This window comes from Parasphingopyxis sp., assembly GCF_028279465.1.
GTDB lineage: Bacteria > Pseudomonadota > Alphaproteobacteria > Sphingomonadales > Sphingomonadaceae > Parasphingopyxis.
The window spans coordinates 113599-131470 of the sequence record NZ_JANQNS010000008.1 but is presented as its reverse complement, the minus strand read 5'-3'; the positions used below and the strand labels follow the sequence as shown (position 1 = coordinate 131470).

Sequence of the window (17872 nt, the reverse complement as noted above, 5' to 3'; positions counted from 1 at the left end):
CGCGATTCTCCCGGCCAAGTGCCTCGACCGGGATGGATAGACCGCCGATTACTGGTGGTCGAGCATCCCGAGCACGCGTTTGGAGATGATGTTGTTCTGGATCTCCGTCGAGCCGCCGTAAATCGTAACGGCCCGGTTCCAGAGCCAGGTGCGCGTCGTCTTCAGCTCGTCCTTGTCGAAGCCTTCGCCTTCCCAGCCCAGGCCCTGCATGCCCATGACTTCTACCATCAGGTCGGTGCGTTCCTGCGCCAGTTTTGCGCCAACATTTTTGAGGACCGAACTGGTCGCGCTCGGCCCGCCCTGTTCGCGCGCCTCGCGCTGGGCGCGGCCGACCGTACCCATGAAATTGCGCACCGACATCTCGTGCTTGATGATCTTAAGCCGCAATTCCTTGTCGGCAATCTCGTCCTCTTCAGTGACCTCAACATATTGCTTCGCGTGATCGGCCAGCGAGCGCATCATCGCGCGCGCCCCGCCACCGCCAATGCCGGCACGTTCGAACTGCAAAAGGCGCTTGCCGATCGTCCAGCCCTTGCCTTCCTCGCCGACGCGATTTTCCTTGGGCACCTTCACATCCGTGAAGAAGGTTTCGCAAAAAGGCGACAGGCCCGAGATCATCTTGATCGGACGGCGTTCGACGCCCGGCTGATCCATATCGACGATTAGGAAGGTGATGCCGTCATGCTTGTGCTCTTTGTCCGTGCGGAACAGGCCAAAGCAGAAATCGGCCCATTGGCCGCCCGACTGCCAGGTCTTCTGGCCGTTGATGACGTAATGATCGCCCTTGTCCTCGGCAAAGCTCTGCACATTGGCGAGATCGGACCCGGCATTCGGTTCCGAATACCCCTGACATCCCCGGAGAGAGCCGTCCGATAGCGGCGGCAGCCATTTCCGCTTCTGCTCCTCGGTGCCATATTCCATCAGCGTCGGCGCAAACATGCCGACCGCCAGGCCGCCGATCGGATTATAGGCGCCGATCTTGCGCATTTCCTCGTCGAGAATGGCGGCTTCCTTGGAGGAGAGTCCTGCCCCGCCATATTCCTTCGCCCAGGTCGGCGTGCCGAAACCGCGCTCGCCCAGCGCCTTGCGCCATTTCACCATATCCGGCGACATGTCGGTCGGTCCGTCCACCATACCCATCGGATTGTGACGGCCCTTGAGCGCGGGATCGAAATTGTCCGCCAGCCAGTCGCGCACCTCCGTCCGGAAGGCGTCTAGGGGTTCGACATCGGCCATCATGCTCTCCTGAAAATGCGCTGCTTTACGTTCACGTCAATTGTCGGGGAAATGGCGGGCAAGGTCAAGCCATCGCGACGCGTTCAGCTTGGGTTAGCGCAGGCTTGGCCATGTCTTCGGACCGAAATCGGCGGGGTGACGCAGATGGCACGATTGGCTAGGCCGTCTGCCAAAGCCGGATACGTTCGGAGGGCAAGGCTATGAAAATCGCCAATTTGATCGCGCCGCTGGCGGCGATGACGTTGCTCGCGGCATGCGGCAGCGAACAGGAGCTACGCGACCGGAGCGCCGAACCCATGGTCGATGGCGAGAGTATCTACGCGACTGAGGAAGGCCGCGATACGCATAGCTATGCCAATCCGCTCGAAGCCCGCGTCACCCATGTCTCGCTCGATCTCAATGCCGATTTCGAGGAACGGCGGATGGTCGGAACGGCAACGCTCGATCTCGTGCTCGCCGAGGATGCCGAGGAGGTCGTGCTCGACAGCAAGGGGCTGGAAATCCGCGAGGTCGTCAATGGCGAGGGCGAGGCCCTGCGCTGGGAGATGGGCGAAGACAGCGGCGATGTGCATGGCGCGCCGCTGACGATTGCGCTCGACGGCGCCGAGCAGGTGAAGATCACCTATGCGTCCGCGCCGGGCGCCGCCGCCCTGCAATGGCTGGAGCCCGAGCAGACCGAAGGCGGCGAGGAACCGTTCCTGTTCAGCCAGGGCCAGGCGATTCTCAACCGGAGCTGGATTCCGACGCAGGACAGCCCCGGTATCCGCCAGACCTGGGACGCGCGGATCACCGCGCCCGAGGGCATTCGCGTCGTGATGAGCGCGGAAATGCTGACGCCTGAGGGCGAACTCATCGACGATCAGCCGGGCCGCCGTGCTTTCCGCTTTCGCATGGATGAGCCGATCGCGCCCTATCTGATCGCTATCGCGGCCGGTGACCTCGCCTTTCAGGAGCTTGGCGACCGCAGCGGCGTCTATGCCGAACCGTCGATGCTCGCCGCCGCGGCTAGCGAATTTGAGGATATTGAGGAGATGATCACCGCGGCCGAACAGCTGTACGGCGAGTATCGCTGGGGCCGCTACGATCTGCTCGTACTGCCCTCGGCCTTCCCGTTCGGCGGGATGGAGAATCCCCGTCTCACCTTCGTGACGCCGACCATTCTCGCCGGCGACAAATCGCTGGTCAGCCTAGTCGCGCACGAACTCGCGCATAGCTGGTCCGGCAATCTCGTCACCAATGCGACCTGGAACGATTTCTGGCTCAATGAAGGCTTCACCGTCTATTTCGAAAACCGCATCATGGAAGCGGTCTATGGCCGCGAACAGGCGGAGATGCTCGCCGATCTCGGCTGGGCGGACATGATGGCCGATATCGAAGCGCTGGGCGGACTCGAATCTCCCGATACCCGGCTGCATCTCGATCTTGAGGGCCGCAATCCCGACGACGGGATGACCGATATCGCCTATGAGAAAGGCGCGGTGTTCCTGCGCACGATCGAAGAAACGGTCGGCCGCGCCCGCTTCGACGCCTGGTTGCGCGACTATTTCGACCGCAACGCCTTCCGGCCGCAGACCAGCGCCGGGCTGATCGCCGATATGCGCGCCAATCTGTTCGAAGGCGACGAGGCGGACGAGATCGGCATCGAACAATGGATCTACGAACCCGGCCTTCCCGAAAACGCCGTCCATGTGCAGTCCAATCGCTTCCGCGCCGTCGACCATGCGATCCAGAATTTCGCGGAGAGCGGCGAAGTGACGGTCATCAACTGGCCCGAATGGACGACGCAGGAGCGATTGCGCTTCCTCAACGGCCTGCCGCGCGAAATGGATGAGGACCGGCTCACGGCGCTCGAAGAGACGTTCGCACTCAATGTCGCGCGCAACAGCGAAATCCGCTTTGCCTGGCTGAGGCTCGCGATCGCCAATCGTTATGACGATGCACGGGATTCGGTCGAACGCTTCCTCCTGTCCATGGGCCGGCGGAAATTCGTCGCGCCATTGTTCGAAGCGCTAATGGCCGCAGGCGATTGGGGGCAGCCTTTCGCCCGGCGAATCTATCGCGAAGCGCGACCGCGCTATCATGCGATCACGACCGGGACCGTCGACGAAACGGTGCCCCTGTCGGACGGATAGTCCGGGTTCCGCAGTTTAGCGCCGACTCCTCACCGCTTGTCGCGTTAACCCTTTCGCTTCACCCTATACTGGGGAAAGGGCTCTATCGAACGCCGCACCACGGCATTCGAAGAAAAAAGAGTCGCATATGATACCGGGTCGCAAACCGGGCTTTTTCAGCTTGATCGCCGCGTGCATCTTCGCGCTTGGCGTTACCACAACCGCCGCCGAAGCGCGCGATCCGCGCTGGCAATGCGTGACCTATGCGCGCAGCGTGTCGGACATCCAGATTCGCGGCAACGCGCATACCTGGTGGGCATCCGCAGAAGGCCGCTACGAGCGCGGCAGCACGCCGGAAGCAGGCTCGGTCATGGTGCTGCGGTCGCATGGCCGCATGCGGCTCGGCCATGTCGCGATGGTCCGCGAAGTCGTCAATGATCGCCAGATTCGCCTGAACCATGCCAACTGGTCGCGCCGCGGCATGATCGAGAGCGATGTGCTGGCTGAAGACGTTTCGCCGAACAATGACTGGAGCGTGGTCCGCGTCTGGCACACGCCGACCGGTCAGCTCGGCATCACGCGCTATCCGGTCTATGGCTTCATCTATCCCAACGCAGCAGATGCGGAGCCCGAAGTGCGGATCGCCGCGACCGAGCTGGACGCCAATCGCACCCTGCTCGCCAGCTATCAGCCTGCCGATGGCGATCGCATCGGTCAGTTGATCGAGGATCTCGATTAAGGCTTTTGGTTAGCGTGCTTCGCGCAGCTGGATAAACGCCGAATTGACCCAACCGCTAAGGCACGGGCCGTCATAGGCCCGGCGCGATCCGATCGGCTCGGATACGCCGCAGGTGGCGCTCAGTTCGCCCGCTTCGGTATAGACGATGGCCAGCCAGCTTTGATCGTGGCTGCGATTGCAGACGAAGACGCGCATGCCGACCGTTATACTGTCGAGTTGCCGCGCGCGATCGAACGGCGCAGCGCGCACGGCCAGCGCCGCCTGCCCGCCCAGGGACTGTACCTGCCCCGTCGCCTGACACGCATTGAAACGCGGCCCGAACTGGCCGACGACCACGGGCTGCACCAGCTCGTCGGACCGTTCGACCTCGCCGCGATCGAGCGGCGCCGTACCCGATCCGCTGGTCTGCTCCACATTCGGATTGCAGGAGGCGAGCGCCAGCGCCCCCGCCATCACCGCGAAAACCAACCCGTGCTTCACACTACCTCCAAAAACGACCTGCACCCGAAATAGGGATTTGCACGGGGCGGTCAATCGGTCAGTACCCGACGACGCCCGCCTGCAGCGCGTCTCAATAAGATGTTCACACTGTTTCCGTTCGAAATCCGAGCATCGGCGCGATAATATGATAGAATTACACATGGTCGCGATTGGCAGATACGGGATCAATCCATGAAGCGTTTTTTGGCATCCGCTGCGTCCATTCTGGTCCTCAACGCCTGTGGCGGCGACGGCAATGCTCCGCCACCGCCGCCTCCGCCCGCGAACACGGCGCCTTCGATCACGTCCGCGGGCACGGCGCAGGTGACGGAGAATGATCGCAACGCCTATCAGACCCAAGTCAGCGATCCGGACGGCGACACGCTGACCTATTCGATATCCGGCGGTGCGGACGCCAGCCTGTTCTCGATCAACAGCGCGGGCGCCCTCGTCTTCAATGCGCGGCCCAATTTCGATTTGCCGGCGGACGCCAATCAGGACAATGTCTATCGCGTCAACGTCACCGTCAGCGATGGCCAGGCGTCCGACAGCACCAATCTCTCCATCACCGTAGAGAATGATCGCGAGGGCATTGCGGTGCGCCGGATCGCGTCCGGCCTTGCCCGGCCGACCTATATCGCGCCCATACCCGGCGAAGACGATGTCTTCGTGATCGAAAAACGGGGGCGCATCCTGCGGCTCGATCCGGCGACGGGCGCGTTGAATACCGTCCGGACAGTGCAGGATATCTCATTCGAGGGCGAAGGCGGACTGCTCGGCATCGCCATGCCGTCCTACTATCCCAGCGAGCGAATGATCTACATTTTTGTGACCAATGCGGCGGGGGATATCGAACTGCGCCGCTTCCGCGAAAACGGCATTGAACCGCCACAGGGCGAGCCTTCGCTCCTGACCATTCCGCATCCGGTCGCCAGCAACCATTATGGCGGCTGGATCGGTTTCGATCCAGACGATCTGCTGTTCGTCGCCACCGGGGATGGCGGGGCGATCGGCGGACCGAACGACAATGCGCAAGACCCGGATTCGCTGCTCGGCAAGATTCTGCGCTTCGGCATTTTGCGCGATCCCTATGCCGGCGCGTCGGTCCCGAGCAATTTTCGCGTGATTCCACCCGACAATCCGTTCGCCAATGGCGGCGGCGCGCCGGAAATTTACGCGCTTGGCCTGCGCAATCCCTTCCGAGCCTCATTCTCGGGCGATACCCTGTTCATGGGCGATGTCGGCCAGAAGACGTTCGAAGAGGTCAATCGGCTTTCACGGCTGGATGGCGCAGGCACGAATTTCGGCTGGCCGTTCCGCGAGGGCAGCATCCCCTTTCGCGGCGACGATCCTGGCGGACTGACCGACCCGGTGACCGAATATGACAATGGCGAAGGCCCGCGCGCGGGCCGCTCGGTGATCGGCGGGATCGTCTATGACGGGCCCATCGTCGATCTTTTCGGCAAATATGTCTTCGCCGATTTCCTCAGCAGCAATATCTGGTCGATCCCGGTCGGCAGGCTGAACGGATCGATGATCGTCCCCTCAAGCGAATATGAACGCCGCAACGAGGATTTCGCGCCCGATGTCGGGACGATAGACCGGATGGTCGCCCTCGTTCCGACGGGCGATGGCAGCATCTATATCGTCGATTTCGACGGCGAAATTTTCGTCGCCGAACCTGCCTGACGAAAGCTAAGCCGCCTCCGCTTTCCGCGCTTCCTTTTTCCGCTCATGCGGATCGAGATGGCGTTTGCGGATACGGATGGCTTTCGGCGTGACCTCGACCAGTTCGTCATCCTGGATATAGGCGATGGCCTGTTCCAGCGTCATCCGGCGCGGCGGGGTCAGGCGGATCGCGTCATCCTTGCCCGATGAGCGGATGTTGGTGAGCTGCTTCGTCTTGATCGGATTGACCTCGAGATCCTGCGGCTTCGCATTCTCGCCGATCACCATCCCCTGATAGAGCGCATCGCCGGGCGAGATGAACAGCACGCCGCGCTCCTCGAGCGAGTTCAGCGCATAGGCAACGGCCGCGCCCTGCTCCATCGAGATCAACACGCCGTTGGCCCGGCCCTCGATCGGACCCTTGTACGACCCGTATTTCTCGTAAACCCGGTTTATGATCCCGGTGCCGCGCGTGTCGGACAGGAATTCGCCATGATAGCCGATCAGGCCGCGCGAGGGCGCGGAGAAGGTGATCCGCGTCTTGCCGCCGCCCGAGGGCGACATGTCGGTCATCTCAGCTTTGCGCAGCGCCATCTTCTCGACGACCGTGCCGGAAAATTCGTCGTCCACATCGACGACGACCGTCTCATAGGGTTCTTCGCGCCCACTCTCGCCGTCGCGGAAGAGTACGCGTGGGCGGCTGATCGACAGCTCGAACCCCTCGCGCCGCATCGTTTCGATCAGTACGCCGAGCTGCAGCTCGCCGCGTCCGGCCACCTCGAAGGCATCCTTTTCGGCGCTCTCGCTGATCCGGATCGCAACATTGCCCTCCGCCTCGCGCTCCAGCCGCTCGCGGATGACGCGCGATTGCACCTTGTCGCCATCCTTGCCGGCGAACGGGCTGTCATTGACGGCGAAGGTCATGGCCAGCGTCGGCGGATCGATTGGCTGGGCGTCGACCGGCGTCTCGACCTCGGGCGCGCAGATCGTGTTCGCCACGGTCGCATCGGTAAGCCCCGCAATCGCGACGATATCGCCGGCTTTCGCCGATTCTACAGGAACGCGTTCAAGGCCCTGGAAAGCGAGGATTTTCGTCGCACGCCCGCTCTCCACCACATTGCCTTCTGCGTCGATCGCCTTGATAGGCATGTTCATCTCAAGCCGCCCGCTTTCGATCCGCCCAGTGAGCACGCGGCCCATGAAATTGTCGCGGTCGAGCAGGGTCGCCAGCATCTTGAACTCGCCGTCCGGATCGGCGTCCGGTTCCGGCACATGCTCGACGATCGTCTCGAACAGCGGCGTCAGGTCGCCGTCGCGGACACTATCCTCGCGGCCCGCATAGCCCGAGCGCCCGCTCGCATAGAGGGTTGGAAAATCGAGCTGCTCGTCATTGGCGTCGAGCGCGAGGAACAGTTCGAAACATTCATCGAGCACCTCGGCGGGCCGCGCATCGGGCCGGTCGATCTTGTTGACGACGACGATCGGCTTGAGGCCGAGCGCCAGCGCCTTGCCGGTGACGAATTTCGTCTGTGGCATCGGCCCTTCGGCGGCATCGACGAGCAGGATCACCCCATCGACCATCGAGAGTATCCGCTCGACCTCGGCACCGAAATCGGCATGGCCCGGCGTATCCACGATATTGATGTGATGATCGTTCCAGTCGACGCTCGTGCATTTGGCGAGGATCGTTATCCCGCGCTCCTTTTCGAGCTCGTTCGAATCCATCGCCCGCTCCTCGACGCGTTCATTCTCGCGGAACGTACCGGACTGGCGAAACAACTCGTCGACGAGCGTCGTCTTGCCATGATCGACATGGGCGATGATGGCCACATTGCGAAGGCCCATAGAAACTCTCTCGATTGTCAGGAGCGTTGGAATTGCCGCGCGCTATACAGGTCTTTGTGCGTCGCAACAAGGCGGATGCATGCCAGTTCGATAGCGTAACGCTATGAGAATCGCTCAATTCTTATAATTGGTGTTATCGCCGTCTATCATCCTATATTGGTTGGATTGTTGATAATCACATGAATGGAGCAGCCCATGACCGCAGCTTCCCCCGAATCCGCCCCACACACGTCTAGCGTGCGCACGATCCTGTTCGCCACGGACCTGACAGCCCGCTGCGATCGCCCGCTCGATCGCGCTATCCAGCTGGCCCAGCAATGGGATGCGAAGCTGGTCCTGCTGCACGTGCTCGAAGCACAGTCCGATACCCCGGAGAATATCGCGGCCGCCGAAGAGCGGATACGGCAGGATATCGAAGATACCGGCATCCGTTTCGAGATCGATATCGCCGAAGGCAGGGTCGCGGAAACCGTAGAGGCGAAGGCCGCCGAGCATGACGCCGACCTGATCGTCACCGGCGTCGCGCGGTTCAACACGTTCGGCGACTTCGTGCTCGGTCATGAAGTCGACAAGCTGATCCGCAAGACCAACATACCGGTGCTCATCGTCAAGGCGAAGCCGCGCACGCCATATCAGCAATTGCTGGTGACGACGGATTTCTCGAAACCATCGCAAAATGCGCTCGAAACGGCGCTCGACCTGTTTCCGGCGCTGCCGATCGACCTCGCCAATGCGTTTCACGTGCCGTTCGAAGGCTTTATCAAGGCCGAAGACGCGCTGGCCGAAGTCCGCGCGGAGCAGAATGAATATGCCCAGTCGTTCATCAAAAAGATCGAGCTCGATCCCGAAAACAACGAGCGCATCACGCTCAAATTGCTGGACGGCACGACCTGCGAAGCGGTGTGCCGCCATGCCAACAGCCTCAAGAACAGCCTGACCGTCGTCGGCACACATGGCCGGGGCGGCATCCGGGCGGCGATGATCGGCAGTGTAGCCGAAGCTTTGCTCGAAACCCTGCCCGGCGACGTGTTGATGATCCGCGGTGCGAAGGCGCGCAAAAAGGTCAAGGACACGGGTGGTACGCGCTTGTCGGCGCTTGCCTGACCAAAACTAACCGCAACGACTCCGAACCCGCACCGGGATTCGCCTTTGGGCCGTAAAGCGGTATGGCGGCGCGATGCAGCGCCTCGTATCGCTCCTGATACCCGACCGGTTCATCGTCATCCTGCTGGCGATGGTCGGCGTTGCGGCCGTATTGCCCGCGCGCGGGACAGCGCTCGATTGGCTGGGCGCGGTCTCGACGATCTGCATCGTGACTCTGTTTTTCGTGCACGGTGCGCGGCTCAGCCGGTCTGCCGTAATCGGCGGTTTCACAAGGCTGCGGCTGCATCTCGTTATCGTCGGTTTCACCTTCCTCATCTTCCCTCTGCTCGGACTGGCACTGACAACCGTCGCAGCGCCGCTGATCGAGCCGGCCTTCGTGCCGGGCATCCTGTTCCTCTGCGCGCTGCCGACGACGGTCGCCTCGTCGATCGCGATGGTGTCCATGGCCAAGGGCAATGTCGCGGCTTCGGTGATCGCCGCCGCGCTCTCCTCGATGCTCGGCGTGGTGCTCACCCCGCTGATGTTTGCCGCCTTGCTCTCCACCGCCGGTGCGCCGATCGACCTGTCCGGCATCGGCAAGGTCGTGCTGATCCTCGCCCTGCCCTTCGCCATCGGCCATCTTTGCCGCCCGCTCGCAGGCGCGTGGATCGAAGCGCATCCGGGAGTCGGGCGGTCGCTCGATCGTCTGACGATTTTGCTCGCCATCTATGTCGCCCTGTCGGCAGCCGTCGGCGGCGGGCTGCTCGCCGGACTTGGCCTGGATCGGTTCCTCTGGCTGCTCGCCGCGATGCTGGCCTTACTGGTGCTGGTCATCGGTACGGCAATGCTGATCGCGCAACTGTTCCGGTTCGACTATGGCGACGGCGCAGCCCTGCTCTTCGCGGCGATGCAGAAGAGCATCATTTCGGGCACGCCGATGGCGCGTATCCTGTTCCCGGGTGCGGAGGCCGGGCTGATCATCGTGCCGCTGCTCGTCTACTATGTGCCGATGATGACGGTTTCGGCGATCATGGCCGCGCGGATGGGTAGCGTGCGGGAGTAGAGTTTTTTGTCAGACTCGACCTAACGGTCGAGCGCGGCACCGGGATTTATTTTTCAGAACATTGCTTTCGCAATGTCGCCGCACCAGCCCGCACCCCCTCCCGACCTCCCAACAAGGTACCATCAAGTGGGAGGTCGGGAGGGGGTGCGGGCTAGTGCGGCGCTCGACCGTTAGGTCGAGTCTGACAAACTAAGCGATCCAGAGGCGCAGCACATAGGCGACCGCCGCAACCGTTCCGACACCGGCCAGCCATAGCCCGACGAACCAGGCGAGCTTCTGCCAGAGCGGGCGCTCGGGAGTATCGTCCGCCTCAGTGATAACCGGCCTCGTCGACCTTGCCGCGGAACACCCAATAGGCCCAGGCCGTATAGGCGAGGATGATCGGCACAAGGATCGCCGCCCCGATCAGCATGAAGATCTGGCTTTCTCGCGGGGCGGCGGCGTCGAAAATAGTGACGCTGCCGGGCAGCACATAGGGCCAGATCGAGATGGCGAGACCGATCATGCTGAGCAGGAAAAGCCCGAGCGCCCAGAAGAAAGGCCGCGTCTCGTAGTTGCTCTCCAGATCGCGCCACAGCATGAAGGTGAAGAAAGCGACCAGCAACGGCATCGGGATCGTGACCAGCATGCCGGGCATCTGGAACCAGCGGTCATAATATTGCGGATCGACGAACGGCGTCGCGAGGCTCACAGAGAAGATCGCGGCGAGCAGCACTGGTGTCAGCCGTAACGCGATGCCGCGCGCCTTGTTGTGCAACCTGCCCGTGCTCTTCATCACCAGCCAGCAGGCGCCGAGCATCGCATAGCCGACGACCAGCGCGGCGCCGCACAGCAGGCTGAACGGCGTCAACCAGTCCCACCAGCCGCCCGCATAGGCCCGGTCCTCAACAACGATGCCCTGTAGCAGCGCGCCCAGCGTGACCCCCTGCGCGAAGGTTGCAACGACCGAACCGGCCGAGAAGCTGAAATCCCAGAAGCGGCGATGACCGGGATCGCGCCAGCGGAATTCGAAGGCGACGCCGCGAAACACGAGCGCGAGCAGCATCGCGGTCAGCGGCGCGTAGAGCGCTGGCAGGATCACCGCATAAGCCAGTGGAAAGGCCGCCATCAGCCCGCCGCCTCCCAAGACCAGCCAGGTCTCGTTGCCGTCCCAGACCGGCGCTATGGTGTTCATCGCCATGTCCCGCTGCTGACCCACGGGAAAGGCCTTGAAGAGAATGCCAATGCCGAGATCGAACCCGTCCATCACGACATAGGCACCGATCGCGAAGGCGATGATGCCGGCCCATATGATGGTGAGGGTAGGATCGCTCATTCGCCGCGCTCCTGGTTTTCCGGAAGCGAGCGGGGGTCATCCTTGCCGATGCCCGAAGCAGGCGTGATTCCGGCCGAGCGAATGGGCGCCGTCACGCGCCTGTCTTCGCCGGATGCCGGTGCCTTGGACATGAGTTTGAGCAGATACAGCGTCCCGGCGCCGAACACGAAGAAATAGACGACGACGAAGGCGATAAGCGATCCGGCGACCGCAGGGACACCAATGTCGGACACGGCCTCCGAGGTGCGCATCACCTCATGAATAACCCAGGGCTGACGGCCGACTTCGGTCGTGATCCAGCCGGCGATCACGGCGACAAAGCCGCTCGGCGCCATGACGAGCGCGAAACGGTGCAGCCAGCGGCTCTCGTACAGAGTCTTGCGCCAGCGCGCCCACAGGCTCCACAGCCCAAGCGCGAACATCAGGAAACCGAGCCCCACCATGATCCGGAACGACCAGAAGACGATGCCAACGGGTGGCCGGTCCTCGCGTGCAACGGTATCGAGGCCGTCCAGCGGTGCGTCGATATCATGCTTGAGGATCAGCGATGCGAGACCGGGGATCGCGATCTGATAGTGCATCTCCTCCGCCTCGCTGTCCGGAATACCGAACAGGATCAGTGGCGCGGCGCGCTCGTAACTGTGAAAATGTCCCTCCATCGCAGCGACCTTCATCGGCTGATGTTCGAGCGTGTTTAGGCCATGGAGGTCGCCGGCAAAAATCTGGACCGGCGCGACGAGCGCGGCCATCCACATCGCCATCGAGAACATCTTTTTCACCGCCGGCAAATCGCGGCCTTTGAGCATGTGCCAGGCCGCCACGCCGCCCACTACGAGCGCGGTCGTGAGGTAGGCGGCGATGACCGTGTGGACGAGGCGGTAAGGGAAGCTCGGGGTAAAGACGACGTCCCACCAGCTCGCATCAAGCACGTACTGGCCGACTTCGTTGGTCGTATAGCCGACCGGCGTCTGCATCCAGCTATTGACCGACAGAATCCAGAAGGCCGAGATCACCGTTCCAATCGCGACCATCAGCGTCGCGGCGAAGTGCAGCTTCTTGCCGACCTTGTCCATGCCGAACAGCATGACGCCAAGGAAACCGGCCTCGAGGAAGAAGGCGGTGAGGACTTCGTAGGCCATCAGTGGCCCGATGATCGGCCCGGCACGGTCGGAAAAGACCGACCAGTTGGTACCGAACTGATAGGACATGACGATCCCGGAGACGACACCCATCGCGAATGTGATCGCGAAAATCTTGAGCCAATATTTGAAGAGGCGCAGATAGACGTCGTTCTTGGTCTTCAGCCACAGCCCTTCGAGCACCGCGAGAAAGCTCGCGAGGCCGATCGAAAAGGCGGGGAAGATGAAATGGAAACTGACCGTGAAAGCGAACTGGATGCGCGCCAGTAGCAGGGCGAGTTCGGCATCGGCCATGCGCTCTACCTAGCGCGCGCTGCGGGAGATTACAGCCCGGTAATTATGCAAAATCAGGCGGTTCGATTGCATCCTGCGCAACCGTCAATAGCGGCCGAAAACCGACCAGCCCGTCTCGGCGACCAGCGCCTCGAGCGCAATGGCGCCCACCGTCGAAGTTCCCGCATCATTGAGGCCCGGCGACCAGACGGCCACCGCCCCCTCCCCCGGCGTGATGGCGAGTACACCGCCGCCCACGCCGCTCTTGCCGGGCAAGCCGATGCGGAAGGCGAAATCGCCCGAGTTGTCGTAGTGACCACAACTCATCATGACGGCATTGATCCGACGGCACCGTTGGGCCGTCAGGATGCGCTCGCCAGTCACCGGGTCCTTGCCATCGAAGGCAAGGAACAGCGCGGCGCGGGAGAGCTGCGCGCAGGAGAGCGCCAGCGCGCAATGCCGGAAATAGGCGGAGAGAACCACTTCGACTTCGTTATCGAGATTGCCGAAGCTCGCCATGAAATGGGCGAGGCTGCGGTTACGCGCGCCGGTCTCGCTTTCCGACTTGGCGACCGCATGATCGATATCGATGCTTTGATCTTCCGCATGGTCGCGCAGGACGCGCAGCAGCGTCTCGATAGTCGCGTCGGCATCGCCATTTTCGATCAGATGATCGGTGACGACGATGGCGCCGGCGTTGATCAGCGGATTGCGCGGAATGCCGTGCTCATGTTCGAGCTGGACGATCGAGTTGAAAGCCGTACCGGACGGCTCCCGCCCCACACGCCGCCAGAGCGCATCCCCGACTTTCTGGAGCGCGAGCGAGAAGGTGAATACTTTCGATATGCTCTGGATCGAGAAACATTCGTCCGCGTCGCCGATCCTGTGGCATGCACCGTCCCGCGTGGCGATCGCCATGCCGAACTTGTTAGGATCGACCGATGCGAGCGCCGGAATATAATCGGCTACTGTGCCGCTGCCGCGATGCGGCTCGACGGCCTCGCCGACGATTTGCAGAATCCTGTCGAGGTCCATCCGTCCCTCATGCCGCCAAATCCGGCCAAAAGCCACGAATTATCAACGGCTAGGTGACATATCATCGCAACTGTATTATATGAATAATACGCACCTTGAAAAAGTCACACTCGGACGGCATTTAGGGATGAGTTCGAGGAGAAGGAAAACAGTCATGGCCACGACACCGGCAAATGAAACCACAACAGCCACCAAGGTCGATACCGGCCTGACGCTCGACGCGCCCGATCCGGTGCCCGCGGTGACGGCGGAAAAGGCCGCCGGCCTCGTGCCCGTCGAGCCCGAAAAACAGGCGAAACTCGACGAGAAGGTGAACGGCTTTGTCGGCGAGCTGGTCGAACTGGACGCGAACAGCCCCGAATTTGGCGAGAAGGTCGACCAGATCACCAATATGGGCCGCAAGGAAATCGCGGATGCGGCCGGCCAGTCCAACCGGTTTCTCGACCGGCCCGTCCGTTCGATGGACGAGAATAGCGCGATCGGCACGGACCTGTCCGAGCTGCGCCGCACGGTCGAGGATCTCGATCCGGGTTCGCGCGGCGACCTGACTTCGAGGCGCAAGATTTTCGGGATCATTCCCTGGGGCAGCAAGCTGCGCAACTATTTCGATTCCTACAAAAGCGCTCAGAGCCATATCGCCGCGATCCTGAAGCGCCTCGCCTCGGGCAAGGACGAGCTGATCAAGGACAATGCGGCAATCTCGGTCGAACGGCAGAAGCTGTGGGACGCGATGGGCCGGCTCGAGCAGATGATCTATGTCGCCAAGGCGCTCGATGCGAAGCTTGAGGAAAAGGCTGTCGAGCTCGAAGTGACCGATCCGGAAAAATCCAAGGCGATCAAGGAAACCGCGCTCTTCTATATTCGCCAGCGGACGCAGGATCTGCTCACGCAGATGGCGGTATCGGTACAGGGCTATCTCGCGCTCGATCTCGTGAAGAAAAACAATGTCGAGCTGATCAAGGGCGTCGACCGCGCTTCGACGACGACCGTCGGCGCGCTGCGCACGGCGGTGACCGTCGCCCAGGCGATGACCAACCAGAAGCTGGTGCTCGGTCAGATCACCGCGCTCAACGAGACGACCGCGAACATGATCGATTCGACCGGCGAGATGCTGCGCACGACGACGGCAGACGTCCATCAGCAGGCCGCCTCCTCGACTATCCCGCTCGAAACGCTGCAACGCGCCTTCCAGAATATCTACGATACGATGGACGAGATCGACCGGTTCAAGCTGGAAGCATTGGGCTCGATGAAGCAGACGGTCACCGTCCTGTCCGACGAGGTCGAAAAGTCGAAAGGCTATATCGCCCGGGCCGAAGGCGCATCGAAGAGCCAGGCCACCCCGTTCGAAGCGCTTGAGGGATAAGAACCTAAGTGACCACCAGCGATCGTATCCTCGCCCAGGCCGACGAACTGCTCCGCCGCGTATCGCCGCAGGCGCGCGAACTGGCGCGCCGCCAGCGCCAGCGCCGCCAGCAGGCGTTCGTCCGGCGGTTACGCCGCGGCGTGCTGATTTCGCTGGTCGCTATCCTCGGCATGACGGCGGCGGGACTCTTCATCGGCAGCTTCGGCTTCGCCTGGATGATGCTGACGGTGCTCGTGACCTTCTTCGTGATGCTGACAGTGCTGATCGCGGGCAGCCGCGAATCGGCCGTGACGCAGGAAAAGCTGATGGAGAGCGAGCTGCCCGCCTTGCCCTCCAACACCGAAAACTGGCTGGCCAAACAGCGGCTCGCCCTGCCCGCGCCCGCCAACCGCAAGCTCGACCAGATTGCCGTGCGACTTGAGGAATTGCGCCCGCAGCTCGCCAATCTCGATCCCCGCGAACCGGCGGCCGTCGAGGTGCGCCGCCTGGTCGGCGTCGAGCTACCCGAACTCGTCGAAGGCTATAAACGCGTACCCGATCATCTCCGCCGCGAGGAAAGCCATGGCGGCCGCACGCCCGAAAAGCAGCTCGTCGAAGGCCTCGACATCGTCAATGACGAAATCAGCCGCATGACCCGCCAGCTCGCGAGCGGCGAACTCGACGCGCTGGCGACGCAGAAAACGTTCCTCAAGCTCAAATATCAAGGCGATGAGGATATGCGGGAGGAATCCTAACCGTTTGTCGTCATTGCGAGGAGCCGAAGGCGACGAAGCAATCCAGAGCTGCAGACGGTACGCTTGAGGCTCTGGATTGCTTCGCTATGCTCGCAATGACGACATCGGCCAATTCTGCGTCCATCAAATCCCCGCATACCAGGCATAGTCGCCGACATCTTCCCAATAGCCGCCCTTGCCGCCGTAAATATTGTCGAAGCTCTCGACCGCCTCGAGCCGCATCACGAATTTCGCATGCTTATAGCCGAGCTGCCGCTCGATCCGGGCGCGCAGGGGTGCGCCATGCGCTTCGGGCAGCACGTCGCCATTCATGTCATAGGCGAGGATCGTCTGCGGGTGGAAGGCGTCGATCAGGTCGATGCTCTCATAGTAAGGCCGGTTCTGCGCGCCATAGGTGTCCGCGCAATGGAAAACGATATAGTTGGCGTTATCGCGCAGGCCGGCGAGATCGAGGATGCGCGAGAGCGGCGTCCCCTTCCATTGGCCGATCGCGCTCCAGCCTTCGACGCAATCGTGCCGCGTGATCTGCGTCCGGCTCGGCATGGATCTGAGGTCCGCCAGCGACAGCGAGAGCGGGCGCTGGACGAGCCCATCGACCTGCAGCCGGAAATCGGCGAAATTGTTGGCGAGCATCTCCTGATAGTCCCTGCCCTGCGCCGTTTCGGCGGTGCGGCTGCCATTGGCGCGGAAGCGCGGCGAGATCTCGGCCAGCGTGAATTCTCGCGCCAGCGCCTCACGGTCCGTGATCAGCCGCTGGGCGCGCATTGTCAGCCCTTCGGCCGAGGCGAGAATCTCTCTGACGCGCTCATTGCGGCTCCAGCTGTCGCAGCCCGCGAGCAGCACAGAACTGCCCAGCCCGGCGAGAAGTTTTCGGCGGTTCGTCATGATAGCCATTATGCGGACTCCTCGGCGGGTGTATCGGTGGCGGGCGCAGCTTTCGGCGCCTTCTCTTTGGGCAGGCGGAAGCGGCCCGTAATCATCGAGCGGATTTCGTTATACGGTCCGGCGAGCACCACCATGATCAGGTGGACGGCGATGAAACCGGTGATCAGGAAGGCGACAATAAAGTGGATCGAGCGCGCCGATTGCCGGCCGCCGAAAATATCGAGCAGCCAGGGCCAGGCTGCGTTCATCGTCGGCGACATGGTCAGGCCCGTCAGCACGATCAGCGGCAGCAGCACGAACAGCACGATCAGATAGCTGAGCTTCTGCAGGATATTGTAGTTCAGCGCCTCGGCCCCGGTCGGGAAGCGCAACCGGGCATGGTCCTTGATATCGTGCCAGATATGGCGAAGCGATAACTCTTTTCGCTTGGGCGCGAGATCGCGCTGCACATGGCGGTTGCCGAAACTCCAGAACCAGTAGGCGAGCCCTGCCAGCACGAAAATCCAGCCGAAGAAGAAGTGCCAGAGCCGCCCGGTCGCAAGGCTGTAATAGCCGGGAATGGTCGACCAGTGCGGGAAGGCCCGGGTCGAGATATCGCCGTCGGGTTCCGTCCAGCGGCCGAGCACGCCGGTTGTGTCCCAGCGCCAGTCGCCGATCTCAAGATAACCGCGATCGTCCTCGCTGTAGATTTCGAGCCAGGCCTCGTCGAAATTCGCGCCATAGCTGCCCCAGTATAGCCGCGGATGGGCGTTAAAAATGGAGAGCCCGCTCATCAGCAGCACGATGATCGCAATGGCGTTGGTCCAGTGCCAGAGCCGAGTGGAAATCCTGTGCCGTTTTACCAGTTCGCCGGGTTGCGGCTCAGTATCGTCTCTCGCCATTTTCTACCCCTTTTCAAAG

At 62.1% G+C, this 17872-nt stretch carries 15 protein-coding genes; 7 read left to right on the top strand and 8 right to left on the bottom strand.

What is annotated here, in order from left to right:
- Positions 1-48 precede the first annotated feature (48 nt).
- Positions 49-1239 (bottom strand): acyl-CoA dehydrogenase family protein, encoded by a 1191-nt coding sequence (locus Q0974_RS04910; protein ID WP_299323317.1) that lies wholly within the window; start codon positions 1237-1239, stop codon positions 49-51.
- Between the two features lie 197 nt (positions 1240-1436).
- Between Q0974_RS04910 and Q0974_RS04905 the strand changes: the two genes are divergently transcribed.
- Both Q0974_RS04905 and Q0974_RS04900 read left to right on the top strand, forming a co-directional pair.
- Positions 1437-3368, top strand: coding sequence for a M1 family metallopeptidase (locus Q0974_RS04905; protein WP_299323314.1), 1932 nt, complete (start codon positions 1437-1439; stop codon positions 3366-3368).
- A 127-nt stretch (positions 3369-3495) separates the two neighbouring features.
- Entirely contained in the window at positions 3496-4086 is a 591-nt protein-coding gene (locus tag Q0974_RS04900; protein WP_299323313.1) for a CHAP domain-containing protein, read from the top strand.
- Between the two features lie 9 nt (positions 4087-4095).
- Here the strand turns inward: Q0974_RS04900 and Q0974_RS04895 are convergent, their stop codons facing one another.
- Positions 4096-4566 carry a hypothetical protein gene (locus Q0974_RS04895; RefSeq protein ID WP_299323311.1) on the bottom strand — a complete coding sequence of 157 codons (471 nt, stop codon included), beginning with the start codon at positions 4564-4566 and terminating at the stop codon, positions 4096-4098.
- A gap of 192 nt (positions 4567-4758) precedes the next feature.
- Between Q0974_RS04895 and Q0974_RS04890 the strand changes: the two genes are divergently transcribed.
- Positions 4759-6255 carry a PQQ-dependent sugar dehydrogenase gene (locus Q0974_RS04890; RefSeq protein ID WP_299323310.1) on the top strand — a complete coding sequence of 499 codons (1497 nt, stop codon included), beginning with the start codon at positions 4759-4761 and terminating at the stop codon, positions 6253-6255.
- A 6-nt stretch (positions 6256-6261) separates the two neighbouring features.
- Here Q0974_RS04890 and typA read toward each other — a convergent pair whose 3' ends face one another.
- A complete protein-coding gene (gene typA, locus Q0974_RS04885; protein WP_299323307.1) occupies positions 6262-8079 on the bottom strand; it encodes a translational GTPase TypA in 1818 nt (605 codons plus the stop codon).
- A gap of 195 nt (positions 8080-8274) precedes the next feature.
- On the opposite strand from typA, the gene Q0974_RS04880 reads away from it, so the two are divergent.
- A complete protein-coding gene (locus Q0974_RS04880) occupies positions 8275-9183 on the top strand; it encodes a universal stress protein (RefSeq protein ID WP_299323305.1) in 909 nt (302 codons plus the stop codon).
- Positions 9184-9256: 73 nt separating this feature from the next.
- On the top strand, positions 9257-10225 hold the full coding sequence (locus Q0974_RS04875) for a bile acid:sodium symporter (protein WP_299323302.1): 969 nt from the start codon (positions 9257-9259) through the stop codon (positions 10223-10225).
- 310 nt (positions 10226-10535) lie between these two features.
- Here Q0974_RS04875 and cydB read toward each other — a convergent pair whose 3' ends face one another.
- From cydB to Q0974_RS04860, 3 genes are all read right to left on the bottom strand, one after another.
- Positions 10536-11540, bottom strand: a complete 1005-nt coding sequence (gene cydB, locus Q0974_RS04870) for a cytochrome d ubiquinol oxidase subunit II (protein WP_299323301.1) — start codon at positions 11538-11540, stop codon at positions 10536-10538.
- On the bottom strand, positions 11537-12973 hold the full coding sequence (locus Q0974_RS04865; RefSeq protein WP_299323298.1) for a cytochrome ubiquinol oxidase subunit I: 1437 nt from the start codon (positions 12971-12973) through the stop codon (positions 11537-11539). Before Q0974_RS04865 ends, cydB begins: the two co-directional genes overlap by 4 nt.
- Before the next feature lie 84 nt (positions 12974-13057).
- Positions 13058-13987, bottom strand: coding sequence for a glutaminase (locus Q0974_RS04860; RefSeq protein ID WP_299323297.1), 930 nt, complete (start codon positions 13985-13987; stop codon positions 13058-13060).
- A 154-nt stretch (positions 13988-14141) separates the two neighbouring features.
- On the opposite strand from Q0974_RS04860, the gene Q0974_RS04855 reads away from it, so the two are divergent.
- Entirely contained in the window at positions 14142-15353 is a 1212-nt protein-coding gene (locus Q0974_RS04855) for a toxic anion resistance protein (RefSeq protein WP_299323294.1), read from the top strand.
- An 8-nt stretch (positions 15354-15361) separates the two neighbouring features.
- Positions 15362-16087, top strand: a complete 726-nt coding sequence (locus Q0974_RS04850) for a hypothetical protein (protein ID WP_299323293.1) — start codon at positions 15362-15364, stop codon at positions 16085-16087.
- Between the two features lie 123 nt (positions 16088-16210).
- Here the strand turns inward: Q0974_RS04850 and Q0974_RS04845 are convergent, their stop codons facing one another.
- A complete protein-coding gene (locus tag Q0974_RS04845; protein WP_299323291.1) occupies positions 16211-16981 on the bottom strand; it encodes a molybdopterin-dependent oxidoreductase in 771 nt (256 codons plus the stop codon).
- Positions 16981-17853: a cytochrome b/b6 domain-containing protein gene (locus Q0974_RS04840; RefSeq protein ID WP_299323288.1), complete on the bottom strand. Its 873-nt coding sequence runs from the start codon at positions 17851-17853 to the stop codon at positions 16981-16983. Before Q0974_RS04840 ends, Q0974_RS04845 begins: the two co-directional genes overlap by 1 nt.
- Positions 17854-17872 lie beyond the last annotated feature (19 nt).

What these genes read in the sequence shown, in the direction of transcription:
- Q0974_RS04910 (WP_299323317.1), bottom strand. Translation starts at nt 1,239, where the DNA reads ATGATGGCCGATGTCGAACCCCTAGACGCCTTCCGGACGGAGGTGCGC.
- Q0974_RS04905 (WP_299323314.1), top strand. Translation starts at nt 1,437, where the DNA reads ATGAAAATCGCCAATTTGATCGCGCCGCTGGCGGCGATGACGTTGCTC.
- Q0974_RS04900 (WP_299323313.1), top strand. Translation starts at nt 3,496, where the DNA reads ATGATACCGGGTCGCAAACCGGGCTTTTTCAGCTTGATCGCCGCGTGC.
- Q0974_RS04890 (WP_299323310.1), top strand. Translation starts at nt 4,759, where the DNA reads ATGAAGCGTTTTTTGGCATCCGCTGCGTCCATTCTGGTCCTCAACGCC.
- typA (WP_299323307.1), bottom strand. Translation starts at nt 8,079, where the DNA reads ATGGGCCTTCGCAATGTGGCCATCATCGCCCATGTCGATCATGGCAAG.
- Q0974_RS04880 (WP_299323305.1), top strand. Translation starts at nt 8,275, where the DNA reads ATGACCGCAGCTTCCCCCGAATCCGCCCCACACACGTCTAGCGTGCGC.
- Q0974_RS04875 (WP_299323302.1), top strand. Translation starts at nt 9,257, where the DNA reads ATGCAGCGCCTCGTATCGCTCCTGATACCCGACCGGTTCATCGTCATC.
- cydB (WP_299323301.1), bottom strand. Translation starts at nt 11,540, where the DNA reads ATGAGCGATCCTACCCTCACCATCATATGGGCCGGCATCATCGCCTTC.
- Q0974_RS04865 (WP_299323298.1), bottom strand. Translation starts at nt 12,973, where the DNA reads ATGGCCGATGCCGAACTCGCCCTGCTACTGGCGCGCATCCAGTTCGCT.
- Q0974_RS04860 (WP_299323297.1), bottom strand. Translation starts at nt 13,987, where the DNA reads ATGGACCTCGACAGGATTCTGCAAATCGTCGGCGAGGCCGTCGAGCCG.
- Q0974_RS04855 (WP_299323294.1), top strand. Translation starts at nt 14,142, where the DNA reads ATGGCCACGACACCGGCAAATGAAACCACAACAGCCACCAAGGTCGAT.
- Q0974_RS04845 (WP_299323291.1), bottom strand. Translation starts at nt 16,981, where the DNA reads ATGGCTATCATGACGAACCGCCGAAAACTTCTCGCCGGGCTGGGCAGT.
- Q0974_RS04840 (WP_299323288.1), bottom strand. Translation starts at nt 17,853, where the DNA reads ATGGCGAGAGACGATACTGAGCCGCAACCCGGCGAACTGGTAAAACGG.